The 21,310-nt window shown below is 69.9% G+C and carries 20 protein-coding genes; 6 read left to right on the forward strand and 14 right to left on the reverse strand.

Going from position 1 to position 21,310, the window contains the following annotated elements; all coding sequences use genetic code 11:
- Positions 1-60 precede the first annotated feature (60 nt).
- From exoE to FMP39_RS31605, 5 genes are all read right to left on the reverse strand, one after another.
- A complete protein-coding gene (exoE, locus tag FMP39_RS31585) occupies positions 61-1,428 on the reverse strand; it encodes a polyisoprenyl-phosphate hexose-1-phosphate transferase ExoE (RefSeq protein WP_141593787.1) in 1,368 nt (455 codons plus the stop codon).
- A 93-nt stretch (positions 1,429-1,521) separates the two neighbouring features.
- Positions 1,522-2,259, reverse strand: a complete 738-nt coding sequence (locus FMP39_RS31590; protein WP_141593788.1) for a CpsD/CapB family tyrosine-protein kinase — start codon at positions 2,257-2,259, stop codon at positions 1,522-1,524.
- 29 nt (positions 2,260-2,288) lie between these two features.
- Positions 2,289-3,716, reverse strand: a complete 1,428-nt coding sequence (locus FMP39_RS31595; RefSeq protein ID WP_141593789.1) for a Wzz/FepE/Etk N-terminal domain-containing protein — start codon at positions 3,714-3,716, stop codon at positions 2,289-2,291.
- Between the two features lie 14 nt (positions 3,717-3,730).
- On the reverse strand, positions 3,731-4,945 hold the full coding sequence (locus tag FMP39_RS31600; RefSeq protein WP_141593790.1) for a hypothetical protein: 1,215 nt from the start codon (positions 4,943-4,945) through the stop codon (positions 3,731-3,733).
- Entirely contained in the window at positions 4,942-5,514 is a 573-nt protein-coding gene (locus FMP39_RS31605) for a polysaccharide biosynthesis/export family protein (RefSeq protein ID WP_090495137.1), read from the reverse strand. The genes FMP39_RS31600 and FMP39_RS31605 overlap by 4 nt, the downstream gene beginning before the upstream one ends.
- A 373-nt stretch (positions 5,515-5,887) precedes the next feature.
- On the opposite strand from FMP39_RS31605, the gene FMP39_RS31610 reads away from it, so the two are divergent.
- From FMP39_RS31610 to pheA, 5 genes are all read left to right on the forward strand, one after another.
- Positions 5,888-6,085: a hypothetical protein gene (locus FMP39_RS31610; RefSeq protein WP_225888882.1), complete on the forward strand. Its 198-nt coding sequence runs from the start codon at positions 5,888-5,890 to the stop codon at positions 6,083-6,085.
- Positions 6,086-6,176: 91 nt separating this feature from the next.
- Positions 6,177-6,605 carry an EVE domain-containing protein gene (locus FMP39_RS31615; protein WP_011553268.1) on the forward strand — a complete coding sequence of 143 codons (429 nt, stop codon included), beginning with the start codon at positions 6,177-6,179 and terminating at the stop codon, positions 6,603-6,605.
- A gap of 48 nt (positions 6,606-6,653) precedes the next feature.
- Positions 6,654-7,109 carry a GNAT family N-acetyltransferase gene (locus tag FMP39_RS31620; protein WP_141593792.1) on the forward strand — a complete coding sequence of 152 codons (456 nt, stop codon included), beginning with the start codon at positions 6,654-6,656 and terminating at the stop codon, positions 7,107-7,109.
- Positions 7,109-8,248: a bifunctional chorismate mutase/prephenate dehydratase gene (locus tag FMP39_RS31625; RefSeq protein ID WP_141593793.1), complete on the forward strand. Its 1,140-nt coding sequence runs from the start codon at positions 7,109-7,111 to the stop codon at positions 8,246-8,248. Before FMP39_RS31620 ends, FMP39_RS31625 begins: the two co-directional genes overlap by 1 nt.
- The gene (gene pheA, locus FMP39_RS31630; RefSeq protein WP_141593794.1) at positions 8,241-9,062 is read left to right on the forward strand and encodes a prephenate dehydratase; all 822 of its coding nucleotides are present in this window, start codon (positions 8,241-8,243) and stop codon (positions 9,060-9,062) included. Before FMP39_RS31625 ends, pheA begins: the two co-directional genes overlap by 8 nt.
- A 7-nt stretch (positions 9,063-9,069) precedes the next feature.
- Here pheA and FMP39_RS31635 read toward each other — a convergent pair whose 3' ends face one another.
- The 8 genes from FMP39_RS31635 to FMP39_RS31670 form a co-directional block, all read right to left on the reverse strand.
- On the reverse strand, positions 9,070-10,188 hold the full coding sequence (locus FMP39_RS31635) for a 3-deoxy-7-phosphoheptulonate synthase (RefSeq protein ID WP_141593795.1): 1,119 nt from the start codon (positions 10,186-10,188) through the stop codon (positions 9,070-9,072).
- A 159-nt stretch (positions 10,189-10,347) separates the two neighbouring features.
- On the reverse strand, positions 10,348-10,914 hold the full coding sequence (locus tag FMP39_RS31640; RefSeq protein ID WP_141593796.1) for a tetratricopeptide repeat protein: 567 nt from the start codon (positions 10,912-10,914) through the stop codon (positions 10,348-10,350).
- 136 nt (positions 10,915-11,050) lie between these two features.
- The gene (locus FMP39_RS31645; protein ID WP_141593797.1) at positions 11,051-13,306 is read right to left on the reverse strand and encodes a caspase family protein; all 2,256 of its coding nucleotides are present in this window, start codon (positions 13,304-13,306) and stop codon (positions 11,051-11,053) included.
- Positions 13,306-14,115 (reverse strand): ActD protein, encoded by an 810-nt coding sequence (locus FMP39_RS31650; protein ID WP_141593798.1) that lies wholly within the window; start codon positions 14,113-14,115, stop codon positions 13,306-13,308. The genes FMP39_RS31645 and FMP39_RS31650 overlap by 1 nt, the downstream gene beginning before the upstream one ends.
- A 113-nt stretch (positions 14,116-14,228) precedes the next feature.
- Positions 14,229-15,542 carry a GNAT family N-acetyltransferase gene (locus tag FMP39_RS38615; protein ID WP_141593799.1) on the reverse strand — a complete coding sequence of 438 codons (1,314 nt, stop codon included), beginning with the start codon at positions 15,540-15,542 and terminating at the stop codon, positions 14,229-14,231.
- 53 nt (positions 15,543-15,595) lie between these two features.
- Positions 15,596-17,257 (reverse strand): sigma-54 dependent transcriptional regulator, encoded by a 1,662-nt coding sequence (locus tag FMP39_RS31660; protein WP_141593800.1) that lies wholly within the window; start codon positions 17,255-17,257, stop codon positions 15,596-15,598.
- A gap of 44 nt (positions 17,258-17,301) precedes the next feature.
- Complete coding sequence (locus FMP39_RS31665; protein WP_090495163.1) at positions 17,302-18,330, reverse strand: GGDEF domain-containing protein; 1,029 nt, start codon at positions 18,328-18,330, stop codon at positions 17,302-17,304.
- Between the two features lie 45 nt (positions 18,331-18,375).
- Entirely contained in the window at positions 18,376-18,654 is a 279-nt protein-coding gene (locus FMP39_RS31670; RefSeq protein WP_090495165.1) for a glutaredoxin family protein, read from the reverse strand.
- Between the two features lie 21 nt (positions 18,655-18,675).
- On the opposite strand from FMP39_RS31670, the gene FMP39_RS31675 reads away from it, so the two are divergent.
- On the forward strand, positions 18,676-19,830 hold the full coding sequence (locus tag FMP39_RS31675) for a DUF4388 domain-containing protein (protein WP_141593801.1): 1,155 nt from the start codon (positions 18,676-18,678) through the stop codon (positions 19,828-19,830).
- 8 nt (positions 19,831-19,838) lie between these two features.
- On the opposite strand, the gene FMP39_RS31680 is transcribed toward FMP39_RS31675, so the two are convergent.
- A complete protein-coding gene (locus FMP39_RS31680) occupies positions 19,839-21,290 on the reverse strand; it encodes a penicillin-binding transpeptidase domain-containing protein (protein WP_141593802.1) in 1,452 nt (483 codons plus the stop codon).
- Positions 21,291-21,310 lie beyond the last annotated feature (20 nt).

The raw sequence follows: 21,310 nt of genomic DNA on the forward strand, positions 1-21,310 counted from the left end.
CCTCCCCAGGCGGGCCCACCTCCCGGCCTCCCACAGCGGAGGCCGGAAAAGCGAAATGCCCTACCGCGCCCCACGACCGAGAAGCACATGCCTCACGGTGTGGAAGATGATTCCCACGTCCAGGAACAGCGAACCGTTCTTCACGTAGTACAGGTCGAACTCCAGCTTGTTCCGCGCATCCTCCACCGACGCGCCGTAGGGGTAGCGAATCTGAGCCCACCCCGTCAGGCCTGGCTTGACGGCCTCCCGCAGGCCGTAGAACGGAATCTGCTGCTTCAACTGCTCGACGAACACTGGCCTCTCGGGGCGGGGCCCCACGAAACTCATGTCTCCCGTCAGGATGTTGAAGACCTGGGGAATCTCGTCGATGCGCGTGCGACGGATGAAGCGGCCCACCCGCGTGACACGGTCATCGTTCGCCTTCGCCCACACCGCGCCATCCTTCTCCGCGTCCGTGCGCATGCTGCGGAACTTCCACAGGTGATACGTGCTCCCGAACAGCCCGGTCCTTTCCTGCCGGTAGAAGATGGGTCCCTTCGAATCCAGCTTGATGGCCACCGCGACCAGCAACAGGAAGGGCGCGGACAGGAGTAGCAGGAGGGATGCCACCGCGATGTCGAAGCCCCGCTTCAGCGTGCGGCGCAGCGGGGACACGGTGAGCTCGTCCGCGAAGGCGAAGTCGCTCGCCCTCAGGAACTGCACTGGAATCCGGCGCAGCACCCGCTCGCAGAAGCCCGTGGCCTCATACACCCGCCGGCCCTGGAGCCGACAGCGCAGCAGGCCGTCCACCCAGTTTGCCCCGCGCATGTCATCCGCGGCCTGCACCACATAGGCCGCGTTCAGCCGGGCCGCCGTCTGCTCCAGCGCCTCGCCCGAGGTGCGGGGGTCCGTCAGGCCCACGATGCGGTAGGTGCCCTCCCCGCCCGCTTCAATCGCGCTGGCCACCGCGCGCGCCTTGGGCCCTTCTCCGACGATGAGCACCGAGTGCGGCGCTCCCACCAGGGCGCGGATGGACACCCGCACCATCAACGTCCCGGCCAGGGCGCCCATGGCTCCGCCCAGCAGCGTGCCAGGCGGAAGCTGCATGGGCACCACCAGCGGGGTGACGAGCATGACGCCGCCCGCCACCATCGCCGTGACACCCGCGGCCTTGAGGAACCGGTATCCCCGCACCCGGTCCTCCGCGGCCACACGGAGGTCATACAAATCCAACAGATACAGCGTGAACTGGAAGGTGACGACGAACGCCGCGCCCATCCACAGCAGCGTGGGCCACAGCTGCGACAGCGGCGTGTGTGTCCCTTCAGGCGCGAAGAGTGCCGCGCAGGCCGCCGCGCCCATCACGCAGGCCAACGCGATTGCCGAACTCTCGGCGAGGAAGAACGTCAGTTTCTTTGCAGAGAAATAATGGTGAAAAACGCGGAGCACGTGCCCCTCCAACCTACCCGCCCGACCCTCTTCCACCACCGGCCCCGCCCCCTGTCACCAGGAGGCGGGAACCGGAACCAAAGCCCCCCTCCGCTACCTCTTCTCGTAGTTCTTCAGATACGGCGCCGAGTGGACCTCCGCGCCATTCAGCACGCACCCGACGATGGGCGCGCCGCCCAGGCTCTCCACCGCCTGATGCACCGCCTTGCCCGACGTCACGTTGGCGCGGATGACCATCAGCACGCCGTCCGCCTGATGGCCCAGGATGGCCGCGTCCGCGAAGGGCAGCGTGGGCGGCAGGTCGACGTAGACTTCGTCGAAGCCCTCACGCACCGCCTTGAGGAACTGCTTCATCCGGCCGCTCGCCAGCACCTGCGCGGTGTCCTCGGGCGTGACGCCCGCGGGGATGAGGGCCAGGCGCGTGGAGTTGAACCGCCGCACCACGTCCCGCACCTCACAGTCCCCCGCCAGCAGCTCCGCCAGGCCCGTCTTGTTGCGCATGCCCAGCGTGGCCGCCACGCCGCCCCGGCGCAGGTCCGCATCCACCAGCAGGATGCGGCGCTCCGGGTTCGCCCGGGCCGCGGCGAGCGCCAGGTTGACGCTCGTCACCGTCTTGCCTTCCCCAGGCATCGCCGAGGTGAGCGCGACGACCTTCATCGGCCGCAGGTCCCGCATCCGCTCGAGCCTGTAATAAAGACTCCGGTATTGCTCCGCCGCGGCCGATGCCGGCGCCGTCAGCGTCACCACCCGGCGGTCCACCGCGTTGCCGCCCGTCGGGTTGTCATCCACTCGGGGGAGGAAGTTGCCCGCCCGCTCCATCGTCTGATCCATGTCCGTCCTCCGTCCTTTTCCGGCGCGACTCAGTTCAACGACGTGGGGTTAGACACGCTGTTTCGAGCCCCCGAAGCCGGCATCAGAATCCGCCGCTCCGTCTTGCCCTGCATTTCCGGGACCACGGCGAGCACCGGCAGCGTCAAGCGCTGGCGAACCTCGGTGCCGTCGCGCAGGCTGTCGTCGCGCATCTCCAACACCGCCCCCGTCAGCACGCCCAGGCCCAGGGCCAGGAGGAAGACGATGAGCATGCCCGCCATGCGGTCCGGCCGGGCCGGGGTCGCCGGCACGCCCGCCGGGGAGATGACGTTGAACAGGCTCTTGGCGCTCTTGGCCTCCAGCTCCTGCGCGATCTCCGCCTCCACCTTGCGGCTCACCACGCTCTGGTACTTGGTGCGCGCGATTTCGTAGTCGCGGTTCATCACCGCCAGCTCGTGCGCCCAGCGCGGGGTGTTGTTCAGCCGGCCCTGGTACGCCTCGGCCTGCTTCTGGAGGTCCTGAATCTCCTGCTGGATGTTGCCAATCAGCGTGGCCACGCGGGTGCGCTCGGCGCGCTCGGCCCACAGCCGCCCTTCAGCCTCCTTGCGGCGAGCCGTCATGCCGTCCAGCTCCGTCTGGAGGCGCTTCACCTCCGGGTGGTCCTCCGTCCAGGTGGTGCGAGCGTTGACCAGGGAACGGGTGAGCCCGTTCTCCGCGGCCTCGAGCCGGCCCGCCTCGCTGTCCACCGCGTTGCGCGCGCGGGCCAGGTCGGAGCGGCGGCCCTCGGCGACACGCAGCTCCTCCGACTTCGTCTGGAGCTGGTGCGACACGCGCTCCAGGCCGCGCATGTTCATCTCCATCTGCTCGGGCAGCTCGCCCAGGTGGTCCACCTTGAACTGGGAGATCTTCGCCTCCCAGTTGCTGACCGCCTTGCCCAACTGAACCATCTCCTCGTTGAAGAGGTCGGTGGCGCGCGCCGCCTGCGCCTGACGAATCTTCAGCGTCTCATCGGAGAAGATGGTCGGCAGGCGGTTGGCCACCTGCGCCGCCACCTGCGGGTCGCGGTTGGCGTAGGTGAGCTCGAAAGCCGTCTCACCCTCCACGCGCACCGTGAGGTCCTTGCGCATCTGTGCGACGGCGGCCTCCATGCCCTTCTCCGAAACGATGTCCGGATAGAGGTTCATCTCCTCGATGGCCTTCTGAAGCACCGGACGCGCCAGCAGCTCCTGGCGAACGGTGAGCAGCCGCTGCTCGATGATTTCGCTCACCGTGCGCTGCACCATCTCCTCACCCGGCCGCTGCGGCTCTACGCGGACCACCACTGAAGCCTCGTACATGCTCGGCCGGGTCATCACGATGGCTGCGCCCACCACGAAGACCACTGCTGCGATGGCACCGACCAGGGCCTTGCGCCGCCACAGGGCTCCCAGAAGCTGGTCTGCCGTCATCCCTCGCTCCATGTTCCGCTCCTCCTCCATCCCACGCGCTGTAGCTACCAAGGCGTCACCACCAGACGGACGGCGAACACATTGCGCGTCAGGTCCACCGCGCTCGCCGAATCCGCCAGCCCAACCTGAGCGATTCGATCCACCGCACCCTGCGCCGACAGGCGCCGGTCAATGCGGTACTCCACACCACCACTCACCGCGTAGCCCTGCGACACCCGCGGCGCTCCTCTGAACACGGCCCAGTCCAGCGACGGGGCCTGCCCGTTGCGGAAGAAGCTGGCCGCGCCAAATAGCGAGAACTTCTGGGTGAACCGGCGCGCCAACATCACCGACGCGTAGTCCGCCCACAGCGCGTTGGTGAAGCCGTTCGCGCCCACCAGGTCGTGTCCCATCGACACGCCCACGTCGAACATCTCCCCTTCGCGCTGCAGCTCCACATTCACTCGCGGAACCCAGCCACCCTGCTGGCCCACCGGCGCCAGGTACCGCACGGGGCCCGCCCGCACGGTGAAGGTGGTAGGCCGCGTCAGCCGATACCGCAACCCCAGCGCCGCGCCGTGTGACTGGCTCAGCGCCCCCTCATAGAGGAAGCCCTGGTACCGGTACTCCAAGCCCAGGCTGAGCCGGCGCGTGGCGCGGTACCAGCCTTCAATGGAGGGCGTGTGCGCGTACCCCGCGCGCTGCCCCACGTCGATGATGCGCACCGCCTCGAAGCGGTAGCCCGCGCGCACGTCCAGCCGCTCCGCCACGCGGTTCGTCACGCCCAGCGTCGCCTGCGTGAAGAACGTGGGCAGCGTGGAGCGCGCCAGGCCGTCACGCGGCAGCGAGCTGGGGTCCGTGACACGGAACACCCGGATCGCCGTGTCCAGCCGCAGGCGACGCGTCATCTGGTGCCGGGCCTCCAGACCGCCCCGGTGGTCCAGCGTCGTCCTGCCCGAGCCATGCCGCATCAGCAGGTCGGCCGCGTAGAAGCTGTCCAGCGTGAGCCGCGCGTCCTTCGCCTCCAGTCCCAGCCGCGGCGTCACCTTCGTCATCAGCTGGCCGGCGCCGCCACCGCCCAGTCGCAGGTCGTCGTCGAACCGCTCCTCGGCCGTCAGCCGAAGCCGGGGTTCCCATATCGTCGCGGCCTGCGCGGCAGGCGCACCGAACATGAGGCCCGCGAGTAGCCACTTCTTCCAGTTGCCCTTCACCGTCGCCCTCCGTCCCGCACGCCCACCACCGCCCACGTCCACGACGCCCACTGCGTCACCACCCCTCACGGAACGACGACGGTGTCACCCGGCCGGAGCATGACCTCGTGTCCGCCATCCGGAGAGATGAGGTCGCTGTAGCGCACCGGAATCTGTCCGCCCTTGCTGTCGGTGCGGATGACCACGATGCCGTCCGAGTTGGCGAAGTCCGTGAAGCCGCCCGCCAGCGCGATGGCCTGCAGCAGCGACACGCGGCCGCGCAGCGGATAGGCGCCCGGGTGGGCCACTTCGCCGGTGACGAACACGCGGCTGCTGTTCACCTCGCGGACAATCACCGTCACGCGCGGCTCCTGCACGTACGGCTGGAAGGCCTCCTTCAGGGATTCGGCCAGCTCCGTGGGCGTCTTGCCCGCGGCGTGGACCTCGCCCACCATGGGCATGGAGATGTAGCCATCCGGACGGACCGGCAGCGTCCGGGACAGCTCCGCGTCACGCCACACCGCGATGTCCAGCACGTCCTCGCGGCCAATCCGGTAGGGCTGCTCCGTGTTGTCCACCGTCACCTTCGGCTGGTGCGCGCAGCCCCCCAGGAGCATCACGCCCAACACCGTCCAGAACCCCGCGCTCGTCTTGCCCATCGTCAGCTCTCCCTCAAAAGCGTGTGTCGCGCTCCCGGCCCTACCGCAGCCGGACGTTGCTTCCGGCGGCGTTGCCTTAGCAGCGCGTGTGCCACGTACTGGAGGGAGGGAAAGCCCTTGGATCGCAGTGGGTTACGAAGTGCCCTCCTGGGAGACCCCATGGGGTTCGGGAAATTTTTCCGGCATCGTACCCGCGTCGCACCCGGTGCTTTCTTCAGACATTGCGCTGATCAGGGAACGACTTTGCCCTCCGCGGCCCCTCCCGCTTCCCACTTCCCGGGGCTGGAGGCTGGCACGCGTCTTGGATTGAAGTTCGCGCGAGGCAATGAATTCCACAACGCGTGATGAGTTCGCGAGAACGGGGGATGGTCGGATGAGGAAGGCGGCTGGGGCGGTGGCGGCGTCGTTCGCGATGGGCACCGGAGCCATGACCCTGATGGGTGTGGCCTTCGCAACGCAGATGGAGGCCGCGGTGGTCGCGGTGGTGGGCCTTGCGTTGTACGCGAGCAGCGCGCTGCTCACGAACAAGGCGCCGGCGACGGCGGCCACCAGCGTCGCGAAGCAGGCGTAATCCGGATGTAACGAAAGAGGCCGGGCGCCCGCACGTGGCGCCGGCCTCTTTCCTTTGGCGCGCGCGGTTTCGGACAATAAGGTGCGCCGCCATGGCCAAGCCACAGTACTGGCTCATCAAGAGCGAGCCCTCCGTCTACGCCTACGCCCAGTTGGAGAAGGACGGGAAGACGGAGTGGACCGGCGTGCGCAACTTCGAGGCGCGCAACAACATCCGGGCGATGAAGCCCGGGGACCTCTGCCTCTACTACCACTCCAACGAGGACAAGGCCGTGGTGGGCGTGGCCCAGGTGCTCACGCCGCCGGGACCGGACTCCACCGTGCCCGATGAGGACTGGGCCGCCACCTTCATGGGGCCTGTCGTCCCCTTCACGCAGCCGGTGGACCTGGCCACCATCAAGGCCACCGCCGCACTGAAGGACTTTCCGCTCGTCACCCGCGGCCGGCTGAGCGTAGCCCCCGTCACCGCCACGCACTTCAAGCAGGTGTTGAAGATGGGGAAGACAGTGCTACCGAAGTAGTACGGTGACGCTGGTGGGGCGCCACCCCCGAAGGCATACTCCGGCGCCGTGAGTGCCACTGACATCCGCAAGATTCCGGCTCAGGAGACGCGCGGTCTCCGCCGCGCCATCCTCCGTCCCAACCAGCCTCCGGAGATGGCCGTCTATCCCGGAGATGACGACGCGGACACGCTCCACCTGGGCGTCTATACGGAGGGCCGCCTGGTGGGCGTGGCCTCCCTGTATCGGGAGCCGCCGCCGGACGCGCTGCGCGCCACCACGGCCTGGCGCCTGCGAGGCATGGCGGTGGACGCCACCCTGCGTGGGCACGGCCATGGCGCCGCCCTCCTGAAGGCCTGCATGGAGCATGCGACGCGGCAGGGCGGTTCCCAGGTGTGGTGCAACGCGCGGATGACGGCCTCCGGGTTCTACCGCGCGCAGGGCTTCGCACAGCGAGGCGAGCCCTTCGACCTGCCCGGCATCGGCCCGCACCACCTCATGTGGCGCAACCTCGGAAATTCCTGATGACCACCCTCCCCGACCTCGACCTCATCCGGACCTCCATCGAGCGCATCGACGAGGAGATCCTCGATGCCCTCCGCCGCCGGATGGCGCTGGCGGACGACGTCGCCCGGGCGAAGCTGGCCGCCGCCGCGCCCTTCCGGGACCAGCGCCGCGAGGACCTGCTCCTGCGCCGCATCCGCACCCGCGCCGCGGAGCACGGCCTGGACCCGCACGAGGTGGAGCGCATCTGGCGGCTCTTCATCGACATGTCCGTGGCCCGGCAGCACGAGCTCGTCACCCGCCTGGACACCACGCCCCTGCGCGTGGCCTACCCTGGCGTGGAGGGCTCCTACAGCCACCTGGCCGCGCGCCGCCGCTACGGGCACCGCACGGGCGGCGTGCTGCTGTCCGGCTTCGACCATGCGCGCGAGGCCGTGGAGGCGCTCCGCCGCGGCGAGCAGGACCTGGTGCTGCTGCCCATCGAGAACACCACCGCGGGCAGCATGAACGAGACGTATGACCTGCTCGCCGAGGGCGGCGTGGTCATCACAGCGGAGCTGGTCAGCCAGGTGGACCACCGCCTGCTGGGCCTGCCGGGCGCGAAGCTGGAGGGCCTGCGGGAGGTGCTGTCCCATCCGCAGGCGCTGGCGCAGTGCGAGACGTTCCTCCGGGAGAAGGTGCCCTGGGCCCGCGCGGTGCCGGACGTGGACACCGGCGGCGCGGCGCAGAAGGTCCGCGAGCGCAACGACGCGTCGGTGGCGGCCATCGCCAGCGAGACGGCGGCGCAGCGCTTCGGCCTGGAGGTGCTCGCGGGCGATTTGCAGCCGGCCTTCGACTACACGCGCTTCGTGGAGGTGGGCCGCGAGGCCACGCCCCTGGCGCCCGGCGTGCCGTGCAAGACGTCCCTGCTGGTGGTGCTGGAACACAAGCCCGGCACGCTGGGGGAAATGCTCCAGCGGCTCACCCTGCGCGGCGTGAACCTGAGCAAGCTGGAGTCGCGCCCCATCCCGGGGCAGCCGTGGCAGTACCGCTTCTACCTGGACGTGGAGGGCCACGCCGCCTCCGCGGCGGTGACGGCGGCGCTGGACGACATCCGTCCGCTCACCTCGTCGCTGCGCGTGCTGGGGACGTATGCGCGCGCGGAGTCGCCTCATGCCTGAGTCGCCGCGTCGCATCGCCTTCCAGGGCGAGCCTGGCGCCTACGGAGAAGAGGCCCTGCGCGCGCTGCATGGCGCCGACGTGGAGGCCGTCCCCTGCCTCACCTTCCGCGCCGTCTTCGAAGCCGTGGCCGAAGGCCGCGTGCACGGCGGCGTCGTGCCGGTGGAGAGCTCGCTGGGCGGGCCGGTGGCGGAGACGGTGGACCTGCTGCTGGAGCATGACGTGCCGGCGTCGGGCGAGCTGTCCCTGCGCATCCGCCACTGCCTGCTGGCCCCACCGGGCCTGGCACTGGACGACATCCAGCAGGCCCTCTCCCACCCCCAGGCCCTGGCGCAGTGCGCGGGCTACCTGCGCCGGCGGGGCATCACTCCGCTGCCGGAGGCGAACACCGCCATCGCCGCGCGAAAGGTGGCGGAGGAGAGGCCTCCGCACACGGCCGCCATCGCCAGCCGAATGTCCGCGGACCTGTACGGACTGGCCGTGCTGGAGGAAGGCGTGGAGGACTCGCCGGACAACTTCACGCGCTTCATCGCCCTGGGGCCCGCGCCCGAACGGACGTGGACGCGGCGGAAGACGGCGCTGGCCTTCACCGTGGAGAACGGGCCGGGCGCGCTGTTCCGCGTGATGAGTGCCTTCTCCTCACGCGGCCTCAACGTGGCGCGGTTGGAGTCCCGGCCGCAGCGCCGCGCCTGGGAGTACGTGTGGTGCCTGGACGTGGACGGCGCGCTGGAGGACCCGCGGGTGCGCGAGGCGGTGGCCGCGGCCCAGGCCGCCTGCGTCACCCTGCGAGTGCTCGGAAGCTACGGCGTGGTATGAGGCTCGCTCAGACGCTGGTGGCCTTCAGCCCGTCGCCGCTCTGCACGGCCGTCTCGTACGCGGAGCGCACCAGCTGGACGTAGCGCTGCAACGCGGGGAGCTGCTCCATGCGCAGAGCCTGGGGGCCGTCACACAGGGCGGCCTCCGGGTGCGGGTGGAAGTCCACCAGCACCATGGACGCGCCCGCGATGAGCCCCTGGCCAATGGCGTGGAAGATGTCCGGCAGTCCGTCCGGCGGCGGCGCGGCCTGGCCAATGGCGTGCGACGGGTCCACGCACACCGGCAGGCGCGTCAGCCGGCGCACCACGGGCACGTGGGCGAAGTCCACCATGTTGCGGTGCGGGTCCCCCAGGTGCGTCTTCACGCCGCGGAGGCAGAAGATGATTTTCGGGTTGCCCTCGCTCGCCACGTACTCACACGCGTTGAGCGACTCCTCCAGCGTGATGCCCATGCCGCGCTTGAAGAGCACGGGGAAGACACGCTGCTGGCCAATGCTCTTGAGCAGCTCGAAGTTCTGCGCGTTGCGCGTGCCCACCTGGAGCATGACGCCCGTGGCGTTGCCGGAGCGCTCCAGCGCGTCGCGAATCTCGTCGATGTGACGCGGGTGCGTCACCTCCATCGCGATGACCTTGATGCCGTGCTTGCCCGCTGACTCGAACACCCAGGGCAGGCAGGCAGCGCCCAGGCCCTGGAACTCGTAGGGGTTGGTGCGGGGCTTGTAGGCGCCCATGCGCGTGGTGCGGATGCCCAGGCGAGCAAGCGCCGCCATCATCGTGTCCACGTTCTCCGGGTTGTCCACGGCACACAGGCCGGCGAACACATTCACGGAGCGTTCGTCGAAGGTGACGCCGTTGTACTCGAAGCCGGCGGACGTCCGCTGGCCCTTGTGCCGGCCGATGACGCGGTACTTCTGCGACACGCGCACCACCTGCCGCACGCCGGGAATCTGCTCGAAGGGCTCCACGGGCACCTGCGCGGTGGAACCCAGCAGGTAGACCTCCGTAATCGTGTACTCGGAGCCACCGATGACGTGCGTCCGCGGCGTCACTCCCTTGTACTGCGATGCAACCTGGAGGACGGCGGACACCACGGACTCAGGCGAGTCCGGCTCGAGCATGACGATCATCTTCGGTTCTCCCGGGCGGCGTTGTCGTACTTCACGCGAATTGCGTGAAGCGTTGCGGAAAAAGGCCGCGGCAGATGTAACACTTCGAACCGCTTTGCCGCGTCCGGACTTGAAACCGGAAGGGGGCTGCGCCCCGTCCAGGCCCCGGCGGGCCGCCTGCTAGGCCGGCACGGGGCGGAGCCGGGTGGCGAGCTGGGCGTAGTGGTCTCTCTGAGCGGGGTCGCCCAGGTGCTCCCACACGTCTGCCAGGGCCCGGGCGCACTCGGCGGAGCCAGGAGACAGCGTGAGCGCCAGCTCGAAGACGTGGCGGGCCTGGCGGTAGCGGGCCTTGTCCGGGCGCCGGGAGCCCCGCGTCAGCAGCGCGTTGCCCAGGGTGTAGATTTGAACGGCGGCGGACTCGCGGTAACCCGGCGTGGGGTTGAGCTGCGTGGCGCGCTGGAGCAACTGCGCGGCGGCCTCCGGCTCCCCCAGCTCCAACTGGCAGAGGGCTGCGTCGCGGTGGGCCTCGGCCTCGGTGGGGTCTACTTCGATGGCGCGCTCGAAGCAGCGCAGCGCCTCCTCGAAGCGCTCCAGCGTGGCCAGTGACGCACCCTTCGCGGTGAGGGCCGGGACGTGCTTGGGGTCTACGGCGAGCACCTTGTCGAAGGCGAGGATGGCCGCCTCGTGGTTGCCCGCCATGGACAGGCTCACGCCGTCATTGAAGGCCGCGAACAGCAACTTGGACATCTCTCCCCCAGCTCAAGGGTGACACCGGCCGCGCTCATGGGCCGGAGGGTCAGCCTCTCACCGGAGAAGTCCCCATGGAAAGACGTCATTCCTGGGCGCGCTTTCGTCCCGCTGATGGGAGCCATTGGTCCCTACTTCAGATGCGCAGGCCCACCTGTACACCGGGCCACAGGAGCACGCCCCCCGCGTCCAGGTTCGACAGACGGCTCAGGTTCGACACGGGCTCGCCGTTGGAGTCATGCAGCACGTTGAGCGTGGGCCCGCCGATGATGGCCAGGTTCCGCGCCACCTGGACCCCCGCCACCAGCCGGAGCTGGTGCAGGAGGCGGTCGCCTTCGAAGGACAGGTTCCAGCCGTAGAGGGTGTTCGTCACCGCGTCCACGTCCAGGAAGAAGCGCTCGGAGATGGGGATGTGCGCGCCGAGCCCCAGGCCCAGCGACCAGTGGCTGGGGCCACGCGCGCCCTCCATGGTGCCCATGCCCAACACGAGCGTCGTGTAGAGGTAGCGGCTGCCCACCTTGATGGCGGTGTTGGCGTAGTTGAAGTCATTACCGAAGGCTTCAACGTGGAATTGGCCGTTGCGCGCGATGCTCACCAGGCCCACCGGAACACCGGACTCCAGCTCCCGCGACACGTTCACGAGCCCGAGCTGGAGGCCGCTCATCCGCCCCGCCACGTTGACGATGCCCACCTGCGCGCCCTTCACATCACCGCCCACATTGACGAGGGACAGCTGCGCGCCCCGGGCCTCCGCCGCCCAGTTCAGGCCCACGGCCACCTGGAGGCCCGTCACCCGGTCCCGCGTATGGTTGAACGCCACCGCGCCCTGCACACCGTCCACGTCCCCCGCCGTCCAGTTGCCGCCCACGGCCAGCTGCGCTCCCGCCAGCGACGTGCCGGACACGTTGGCGCCCACCGCGAGCTGCCCGAGCGAGCCGCTGGACCGCGCCACATTGAGCCCGATCGCTGCCTGGATGCCCTCCGCCTTTCCGTGCGCCCAGTTGCCGCCCACGGCCAGCTGCGTGCCCGACATGTCGCCCCGCACCACGTTGGTGCCCAGGGCCAGCTGCAACCCGTCCACCTTGTCCGTGGCCACGTTCGCGCCCAGGGCCATTGCCACGCCGTCCAGCCGCGCCATGCGGGACACGCCCATGGACACGGAGAGATGGTTGTCCACGGGCTCGCCGGAGTTCATCAGGTCATTCGTCTGGAGGCCGGGGAACAGGCCCACGTTGAAGAAGCGCGAGCGGCGCCCGCTGCCCGCCGCTGCGACTTCCGCCACGCCGACACCGGCGCCCGACGAGAGACTCGCCGGCAGGGATCCACCGCCGCGCATGGCCGTCAGTTCCCCCTGCACCGCGCGGAAGGCGGAGGCCGCCAGCACGGTCCGGCCGCCCTCCCCCAGCTCGAACTCCGCCTGCGAGGTCTGGTCCAGCACCTTGCGCATCACCGAGTAACGGCCCTTCTGCAACCCCAGCTCGGTGGTGCGGCCCGCGTACTTCTTCAGCTCCACCACCAGGCGTCCCTGGGAATCACGGACGTAGAGCCGCCCATCCACCATGTCCCCCAGGACGAGCACCGCGGCGGTGGAGCGCAGGTCCGTCATCACCAGGTCGCCCGTGCCCGCCAGCTCGATGTCATACGCGGGGTGCTGCGCCCCGGCCCGCGTCTCTTCCGTGCGGGCCAGCGTCTCGTGGAAGGCGAACTGGTAGGCCTCGTGCAGCGTCACCCGGCCGTCCCCTGAGACGTCTGCCGCGCCGCGCAGGCCGGACACCAGGTTGTGGGTGAAGAACGAGCCGCCGATGCGGTCGGACTCCTGGGACACCTCATCCTCGGAAGACGACGTGAGGATGGCATGGCCTCGCACCGCGGAGGACGCATCCACCATGAAGGCCGGACGCCGCACGCCGCCCTTCTGGCGGGCCAGCGTGCCGGACGCGCACGAGTCCAGGATGGCGATGCGCACGTCGGCGGGAAGCGACTCCAGCGCCTTGCGCAGCTCGCGGTAGCCGAAGCGGTCCTTCTGGAGGAGCAGCCCCTGCTCGTCGGAGTGGCCCGAATAGTAGATGAGCGCCTCGATGCGCGTTCCCGGCGTGGTCGCCGCCGCCAGCATCGCCTTGAAGCGGACCAGGGCGGACTCCAGCGCCGCGCGGTCTCCCTCCATCAGCAGCAGCTTGTCCTTCGGCTGCACCCCTCCGAGCTCCTCCAGCACGTCGCCGAACGAGCGCGCATCCGAGACGGCGTACCGGAGCCGGGCACGGCCCTCGCCCCCGTCGTTGACGCCCACCAGCAGCGCGAAGCGGCGCACCGACGCCTGCGGCGCCGAGGCCGAGGGAGCCGCGGCGGCCAGGGCGGGCACGAGCAGGAGCGAAAACAGGAGGGACCGCGTCATCACCGCACCTTTTCCAACGTGAAGGACGTCTGGTCCAGGGTATCCGGAAGTGGCAGCGGCAGGGTGCGCGCGTCGGTGGGCCGCCGGGCAAGCGCGCGCGCCGCCTCCAGGACCGACGCCACCTCCAGGGGTGCATCGGACGTCACGAAGAGGAAACGCTCGAAGTCCGGCGCGTCATCGAGCTCGTAGGCATGGGCCAGCGGCACCGCCTCGCCGGGGCCCAGCTCCGTGCTTCCCGACAGCGTCGAGGGATGGTGCAACGTCACGGCGCCGCGCCCATCCACCGACACCACGACACCATGGCGGCTTCCACCCGACACGTAGCTGAGTTGCAGGACGTCACCGCGGCGCGCCCGGGCCTGTTCACCGAGCAACTCCGGCTCGCCCGCGCCCTGCCGGTGGACCCGCAGGCGCGGCCCCCCCTTGATGCGCACGGTGTCCAGCATCACGATGAGCGGCACCGGTGACTCGGACGGCCCCGGCTGCTCCTCCGGCGCGGACATGAAGAGCAGCGCCAGCGAGGCGGCCACGGGGACGCTGAGTGACAGTCCATGCCACCCTTGCGAGTTGCCGCGCCGCGCAGGCTCCGTGCGGCCCTGGGACTCGCGCTCGCGCCGGGCCACCTCGGCGGCGACTTCGGCGGGCGGATGACGCGCCAGCGTCTGGCGGGAGTCCGCTTCCAGCCGGGCCAGCCTCGCGGCGCCACCGGGCTCACGCTCGAGCCGGGCTCGCGCGGCGGACAGCGCCTCTGGCGACAGTTCGCGCAGGATGATTCGCTCCAGAAGCCAGTCAGGGGTGCCAGGGGCCATGCGCAGTGCGTCTCCAGCGCGGCGAAAAGCCCTCGGTTCCCGTGTCCTGCCGCCTCCGGCCTCGCGCGTCTCCTGGAACACCGGCCCCTCAAGAATCTGTCACCCGCCTCGGCTCACAGGGTGAGGACCATCAACTCCTCGTCGAGGAACGTCTCCCCCACCTTCAGCGCGTTGGGCTCCACGCCATAGGTCCGGAACCCCAGCGAACGGTACAGCGCGTGCGCGGGTGCGTTCCCCACCGAGACCGCGAGCAGCAGGCTCTTGAGGCCGCCCATCTTCCGCGCCTCGTCGATGAGCGCGGTCAGCAGCCTCCGGCCCACGCCCCGCGAGCGGACCTCCGGCGCCACGTACATGCCCCACACCACCGCCTTGTGCGCCAGCCGGGCCCGGGACTCGCGCTTCAGCCCCAGCGCGCCCACGAGCTGCCCACCGTCGAAGGCGCCCAGGACACACTGAGACGCCCCCACCAGCCAGCCGCGCACGACCTCCGGGGACAGCGCCGCCTCCTCCTCCACCGAGGCCGCGAAGGACTCCGGGTTGTCCCGCAGCCCCCGCAGCCGCAGCGCCTTGAACGCCTCCGCGTCCTCCGCCACCAGCCTGCGGATGACGAGCTGCGTCGGTCCGGCGCCGTGGCCCTCCGCCTTCAGGAGCGCCGTGTACCCCGCGATGAAGTCCGGGTAACGCGGCGCCCAGCCCAGCGACTTCAGGCGCGCGTTGGAGATGTCGCGGTCACCTCTCACAGTCTCGTTGAGCTGCTCCAGCGGAATACGGGGCGGCATCGGCACGCCCAGGCGCTGGCTGAGCCAGGCCACTGGCTCCTCGGTGGGTGCGGAGCGGTCATCCGCGACGCAGTACAGGGCGCCGGGCTCCCCGCGCGTCAGCACCACGCGAATGGCCTCCACCAGGTCATCGACGTAGATGCGGGAGATGCGTCCGCCGCCCCCTTCGGGCAGCCGGAGCGACCCCGACAGCAGGCGCGTGTGAATGCCGCGCCCAGGCCCGTAGATGCCTGCGATGCGCATCACCATGGCGCCCAGTGGCAGGTAACGCGACTCCGCCTCGATGCGCTCGCGCGACGACGGCGTGGACAGCTCCACCGGGGTGTCCTCGTCCACGTGGCCCCGAGCGCGGCCATAGACGCCGGTGGAGGACAAGTAGACGAGTCGCGCTGGAACCTGGCCGGCCAGCGCCGAGGCGATGCGCGTGTCCAACCCCGCGTCGGGCGGCACCGAGACGACGACGTGAGCCCCCGCCGTGCGCGTCAGCGCGTCTTCCAGGTCGGTGACGCGGGCCCCGGCGCGCTCCAGCTCGGCGCGGCGCGCGGCGTCGCGTGTGGCCGCCAGCACGTCGCGCCCGGCGCGGGCCTCCGCCACGGCGAGCCGCGTGAGCGTGTACCCAGACCCCAGGAGGACGAGAGGAGGCATCATGTCCCCGCGATAGCGAGACCGCGGGGACAGTGCAAGCGACGGTTACGGCTCGCCTACAGCTCCGCGCTCGCGCGCGGGTCGATGATGCCGCACTCCTTGATTTTGTAGAGGAGCGCCTTGTAGCTGATGCGCAGCTTGGTGGCCGCGCGCCGCTTGTTCCACGCCGTGCGTTGAAGCATGGCGAGAATCGCCTCGCGCTCGGCCAGCATCGCCGCCCGCTTGCCGATGTCCTTCAGCGACAGCTCCCCGGTGGGCGCGGGCGGCGGCGGAGGCTGCGGCACGTCGAAGGGATTGACGTAGCGCGGCGCGGGCACCACCGCGTTCGCGGACTCCATCACCATGGGCGCGTGCGCGGGCGGTGCCAGCGGCGCGACGGACGCCAGCCCGAAGGCGGCGCCGCGCGACGGCATCTCCAGCACCTGCACGGCGGGCGGCGGCGTGCGGAAGCCCTCGTCGTGCGCGCGGCCGAAGGGGCCACCGTCGTCACCCGCGTAGGACGTGGGCAGGGACGGCGCGCTCGCGGGAGCGCGGACCGCGGCCCGCAGCTCGTCGAGCACCAGCGTCGGGTCCTTCAGCACGCACAACCGGCGGACCATGTTCTCCAGCTCGCGCACGTTGCCCGGCCAGTCGTAGTCCGCGAAGGCGTGCAGCACCTCCGTGGGCAGCTCGGACACGCCGCTGAGGTAGCCGCGGCCGTACTTCTTGAGGAAGTGGTCCGTCAGCGGAACCACGTCCTCGCGGCGCTCGCGCAGCGCCGGCAGGCGGATGGCCACCACGTTGAGGCGATAGAAGAGGTCCTCGCGGAAGTTCCCCAGCGCGATTTCCTTCTCCAGGTCGCGGTTGGTGGCCACGACGACGCGGCTGTCCACGCGCACGCTCTTCTTGCCACCGACGCGGAAGAACTCCTCGTCCTGGAGCACCTGGAGCAGCTTGGCCTGGAGCCGGATGGCCATTTCGCCAATCTCGTCCAGGAAGATGGTGCCCTGGTCGGCCAGCTCGAACTTGCCGGGCTTCTCGGCGGTGGCGCCGGTGAAGGCGCCGCGCTCATGGCCGAACAGCTCGCTCTCCAGCAGCTCGCCGGGCAGCGCCGCGCAGTTCACCTTGATGAACGGACGGTTGCGCCGCTGGCTGCGCGCGTGAATCTCCCGCGCGATGACCTCCTTGCCCGTGCCGGACTCCCCCAGCAGCAACACGGGGACGTCCGTGTCGGCGATGCGCTCCACCAGCGCACGCGCGCGGCGCATGGCCGGCGAGGTGGAGATGAGGACGCGCTGCTCCTGCGCCGAATCCACCACCGGAATCACCGTGCGCGCGGCCAGGACGGGCGCCACGGCCTGACGCTCCGGCGCCCGCGTCCCCAGGGCCCGGGCCAGCGCGTCCTGGAGCTCGTCGTTGCCGAATGGCTTGGCCAGGTAGTCGCTGGCGCCCATCTTCATCGCCCGAACGGCGTCGTCCGCTCCCGCCAGCGCGCTGAGCACGATGACGGGCGCGCCGCCACCCATGGACTGGTAACGGCGCAGCACTTCCAGGCCGCTCATCTCCGGCATCACCACGTCCAGCAACACCGCGTCGAAGGAGCCCCCTGAGAGCATCTCCAGCGCCTGGGTGCCACTCGCGGCACAGCGCACCTGGTACCCCGCACTTCCGAGCAGCTCGGACAGAAACGTGCGCACCGCCTCTTCGTCATCCACCACCAGCACCGCGATCCGGTCCATCCCCTCGCCTCCACTCGCCCGCTGCATCGAAGTCCTACCCACCCTCAAACCGACAGCCGGGACGTGCTCCCGACCATCCGGCGATACTCACGCGCGCGTCGCATGTCCTGCTGCGCCGCGCTCAACAGCTGCGTGGGCGTGCCCACCGAATCCGGGAAGCTCACCGTTCCCAGCTCCAGTGACGTGCGCACCACCTTCCCCTCCACCTGGAAGCGGGCCGTGTCGAAGCGCGCCGCCACGCGGGATACCACCTCCTGAACCGACTCCGCGGGCGTTCCCGGGAGCATCAGCGCGAATTGACAGTCCCCCACCCGTGCCACCGCGTCCGCGTCGCGCACCGTCTGCCCCAACACCACCGCGCTGTACACCAGCAGACGCTCCGCCATGCCGCGTCCAAACTCCTTGCGAAAGGCCGACCAGCCCCCCACTTCCGCCGCCACCACGGAGAATCCGCCGCCGTAGCGCTCCGCCCGCCGCGCCTCCAGGCTGATGAGCTCCAGCAGGAAGGGCCGGTTGTAGAGCCCCGTCACCGGGTCATGAAGCGCCTGGGCCGTGCCAGCCTCCTCCCCCGCCGCGGCCCGCAGCACCGCGTCCTTCAGCTTCAGTTGCGCGTGAAGCTTCGTCGCCAGCTCCGAGCCACTGCCCGAACGAGGCACCAGGTCCACGCACTGCCCGCGCTCCAGGCAGTACCGCCGGGCCTCGGCGTCCCGCTCATCCACCAGGTAGAGAAGCGGCACCGCGCCATGGCTGAGCTGCCGCAGCCGGCGCGCGACCTGGACGGCCGCGAAGTCAGGCGCCTGCGCGGCCAGCAACACCGCGGCCGGACGGATGACCTCGAAGAGGGGCACCGCCGCGTCGAAGCGCGTCACGGGCACCACCCGGAAACCGGCCTCCGCCAGGAGCAGCCGGGTCTGTTCCAGGTCTGCTGCTCGTGGCTCGACGACGAGCACGGTGGGCGGCTGTCCGGCCTTGCCCACTCGCTTCCTTCGCACACCCACCGTTCCACCTTCCCGCGTGAACTTTTCTCCGCCGCTTTTCGAGGCCCACCCCGGATTTACAGCCTCGAACCCCATCCTGACTTCGCCATCCCCTCGAATTTACTAGAGAAGGGAAGCTGGCTACCCATTCTGGGCAGCGGATTTAGCAATGGTTGTGCCACCTTTGACCTCATGCAGCCGCGCCTCGAACTCCGCGGCGTCCACGCGGTGCTTGAAGGCAGGCACCCCTTCGATGACGACCACGGGGATGTCGTAACGCCAGGCGGTGAAGGCCTCCGCATCCTCCAGGATGGAGATGATCCGCAGCTCGAAGGGGATGCGAGCGCGCACGGACTCCACGACGGCGGCCGCCTTGTCACAGAGAGAGCAATTGGGTTTCGAGTAGATATCGACGCGCATGCGGGGCAGGATGAACGGTTAATGCGTGGCTTGTCTGGCGACTTCTCGACGATGCCTCTCAAGGACCTCGTCGTCTATCTTGGGAACCGGCGAGCGACGGGGTCCCTGAAGGTGGAGCGTGGGGACGTGCGCAAGCAACTCGAACTGCGCGAAGGCCATGTGGTCAGCGCCAGTTCCAACCAGCCGCGCGAGTTCTTCGGTCAGTTCCTCATCAATATGGGGCACCTGACCGAGGACCAGCTGGAGAAGGCGTTTTCGACCCAGGCGCAGACGCGCATCTTCCTGGGGAAGATTTTGGTGATGACGGGGCTGGTGCCGGAAGCCACCGTGCGCGGCACGCTCAGCCACAAGTTCCGGGAGATGATTCTCGACGCCTTCCATTGGGAGGACGGCGACTTCCTCTTCGAGGCGGCGGACACGGCGCCAGAGGTCGCGGGACTGGAAGTCAGCGTGGACCTGCTGGACGTCCACCGCGAGGGCGAGTTCCGGGAGACGGCCTGGCAGGCCATCCACGCCGTCTTCCCCTCCGGCGCGGTCCGCCTCTCGGTGGACGAGCGCAAGCTGCCCGAGCGAAAGCCCGGGAGCATGGACGAGCGCATCGTCCAGCTCATCAAGGAAGGCCTCTCCATCGACGGCATCGCGCTGGCGCTGCACGCCACGGACTTCTTCCTCTACCAGCGGCTGTATGCGCTCTACCGCCTGGACGCGGTGAAGGTGTCCGACGAGCCGCCCGAGTCCGAGATGTCCGTGGTGGAGGAGGAGAACGGAGAGCGGGGCATCATCGGCTCGGAGACGTCGGCGGACGAGGTGCTCCAGGCCGCGCAGCTCTTCCTCGACGCGGGCAACACGCGGGACGGCGAGGCGCTGGCCCGGCGGGCGCACGAGATGTCGCCCTCCCCTCGCACGGCGGAGTTCGTCAAGGCGGCCCAGGAGAAGCTCCTGGTGCACCTGCGACGGGAGCTGGCCGACCCGCCCAGGGTCCCCGCGCTTCAGGTCGCGCCCGGGCACCTGAAGACGCTCCAGCTCTCCGCGCCGGAGCGCTACCTGCTGTCACGCATCGATGGACGGCGCGACGTGGCCGCCATCGTCCACGTGTCGCCGCTGCAGGAGCTGGATGCGCTGAAGTTCTTCGCCGGCTTCGTGGACGCGGCGCTGGTGAAGCTGACGCCGCGCTGACGGAAGCGTCAGTGCTTGCCAGCGGCGGAGGCCGGGGCCGTCATCTCCACCGGCGCGGGCACCCGCTCCAAGCCCAGGCGGAGCGCCTCGCGGCCCAGCCAGGTGCCCCGGATGCGCCACTTCGGGTCATTGACGATGATGGCGGCCACGGCGACACGCGGGTTGTCCTTGGGTGCGAAACCCACGAACCACGAGTAGTCGCGGAAGGGCTCGCGGTCCGCCAGTGAGCCCGTCTTGCCCACGGCGTCATCCACGCGGAAGCGACGCTCGCGGAACACGGCGCGCGCGGTGCCGCTGGTGACAGTCTCTTCCAGCATCGCCGTGAGGTCCTTCGCAACCTCCGGCGTGAGGACGGGCTCGCCTTCCACCGGGAGCAGCGGCGCCGGGCCCTCGGGCTCGAAGAGGATGGGGTCCACCCAGCGGCCCTCGTTGGCGGCCACCGCGGCGACGAGCGCGCCGTGCAGCGGGGACAGGTACACGTCTCCGAAACCCGCGCCCGTGTTGGCCAGGCTGAACGTCTCCTCGGGGATGGCGGCGAGCGACACATCCGTCGGCACGGGGAACTCAATCTCACGGTTGAAACGGAAGCGGGCCGCCATGCGGCGCAGCGAGTCCACCGTGAGGTGCTTGTTCGTCAGCTTGGCGAAGATGACGTTGGCGCTCTTGCCCATGGCCAGCGCCAGCGAATAGCAGGAGCTGTCCCGCTCGCTGTCCTGCAGGTGCTTCTCGGAGATGCGCCGCTTGCCGCCGTGGAAGCACTCTTCGGTATCCGGTGTGACGCCGGCCTCCAGCAGCGCGCCGCCGGTGATGACCTTGAAGATGCTGGCCGCGGGGAACACCGCGCGAACCGGCAGCCCTCGCAGCTCCGGCCTCGCCGCCGAGTGCTCCGCCAACGCCAGCACCCGTCCGGTGGCCGGCTCCAGCACCACGGCCGCGCCGTAGGGCGTCTCGTAGTTGCGGAGGATCTGCGTCAGCGACGCTTGCAGCACCGGGTCGATGGTGAGCTGCTTCTTCTTGCCGCCCTTCTCCTTCACCACCAGCTTCCCGCCCTCCAGCGTCGCGCGGCCCATGAGGTCCGCGGACTTGGGAAGCGGCTTCACCGTGGCGATGGGCGGCGCCTTCTCGCGCGAGGGCACGGGCACGGGGGGAACCATCCCCGGCTCCGCGGCGAGCGCCGCCAGTCCGCCGTCCGGCGACTCGCCCCCGAGCACCGCGGCGGCGGAGACGGCGGCGGATCCTGAAGTCCCCGAATCGGGTTGGGCGCCCTGGGACGCCGTGGCGGCCCCGGGCGTCCCCGCGTCCGCCTGGGCGGCCTGCGACTCCGTGCCAGGGGCGGCGGCCACCACCCCACCGTCTTCGGAGACACCGGCGGACGCGGGCTGCTCCGGCTCGGTCGCTCCAATGACGAGGACCAGGGGGAGCAGCGCGGCGGCGGACAGGAGACGGCGGTGGAAGCGCATTGCTACGAGGGGCTCCGAGG

Origin of the sequence: Myxococcus sp. AB056, assembly GCF_006547365.1 — a bacterium.
GTDB classification, from domain to species: domain Bacteria; phylum Myxococcota; class Myxococcia; order Myxococcales; family Myxococcaceae; genus Myxococcus; species Myxococcus virescens.

What these genes read in the sequence shown, in the direction of transcription:
- FMP39_RS31640 (WP_141593796.1), bottom strand. Translation starts at nt 10,914, where the DNA reads ATGTCCAAGTTGCTGTTCGCGGCCTTCAATGACGGCGTGAGCCTGTCC.
- FMP39_RS38615 (WP_141593799.1), bottom strand. Translation starts at nt 15,542, where the DNA reads ATGATGCCTCCTCTCGTCCTCCTGGGGTCTGGGTACACGCTCACGCGG.
- FMP39_RS31680 (WP_141593802.1), bottom strand. Translation starts at nt 21,290, where the DNA reads ATGCGCTTCCACCGCCGTCTCCTGTCCGCCGCCGCGCTGCTCCCCCTG.
- FMP39_RS31650 (WP_141593798.1), bottom strand. Translation starts at nt 14,115, where the DNA reads ATGGCCCCTGGCACCCCTGACTGGCTTCTGGAGCGAATCATCCTGCGC.
- FMP39_RS31675 (WP_141593801.1), top strand. Translation starts at nt 18,676, where the DNA reads ATGCGTGGCTTGTCTGGCGACTTCTCGACGATGCCTCTCAAGGACCTC.
- FMP39_RS31645 (WP_141593797.1), bottom strand. Translation starts at nt 13,306, where the DNA reads ATGACGCGGTCCCTCCTGTTTTCGCTCCTGCTCGTGCCCGCCCTGGCC.
- FMP39_RS31665 (WP_090495163.1), bottom strand. Translation starts at nt 18,330, where the DNA reads ATGGGGTTCGAGGCTGTAAATCCGGGGTGGGCCTCGAAAAGCGGCGGA.
- FMP39_RS31615 (WP_011553268.1), top strand. Translation starts at nt 6,177, where the DNA reads ATGGCCAAGCCACAGTACTGGCTCATCAAGAGCGAGCCCTCCGTCTAC.
- FMP39_RS31660 (WP_141593800.1), bottom strand. Translation starts at nt 17,257, where the DNA reads ATGGACCGGATCGCGGTGCTGGTGGTGGATGACGAAGAGGCGGTGCGC.
- FMP39_RS31605 (WP_090495137.1), bottom strand. Translation starts at nt 5,514, where the DNA reads ATGGGCAAGACGAGCGCGGGGTTCTGGACGGTGTTGGGCGTGATGCTC.
- FMP39_RS31670 (WP_090495165.1), bottom strand. Translation starts at nt 18,654, where the DNA reads ATGCGCGTCGATATCTACTCGAAACCCAATTGCTCTCTCTGTGACAAG.
- FMP39_RS31595 (WP_141593789.1), bottom strand. Translation starts at nt 3,716, where the DNA reads ATGGAGGAGGAGCGGAACATGGAGCGAGGGATGACGGCAGACCAGCTT.
- FMP39_RS31590 (WP_141593788.1), bottom strand. Translation starts at nt 2,259, where the DNA reads ATGGATCAGACGATGGAGCGGGCGGGCAACTTCCTCCCCCGAGTGGAT.
- FMP39_RS31625 (WP_141593793.1), top strand. Translation starts at nt 7,109, where the DNA reads ATGACCACCCTCCCCGACCTCGACCTCATCCGGACCTCCATCGAGCGC.
- FMP39_RS31635 (WP_141593795.1), bottom strand. Translation starts at nt 10,188, where the DNA reads ATGATCGTCATGCTCGAGCCGGACTCGCCTGAGTCCGTGGTGTCCGCC.
- FMP39_RS31610 (WP_225888882.1), top strand. Translation starts at nt 5,888, where the DNA reads ATGAGGAAGGCGGCTGGGGCGGTGGCGGCGTCGTTCGCGATGGGCACC.
- pheA (WP_141593794.1), top strand. Translation starts at nt 8,241, where the DNA reads ATGCCTGAGTCGCCGCGTCGCATCGCCTTCCAGGGCGAGCCTGGCGCC.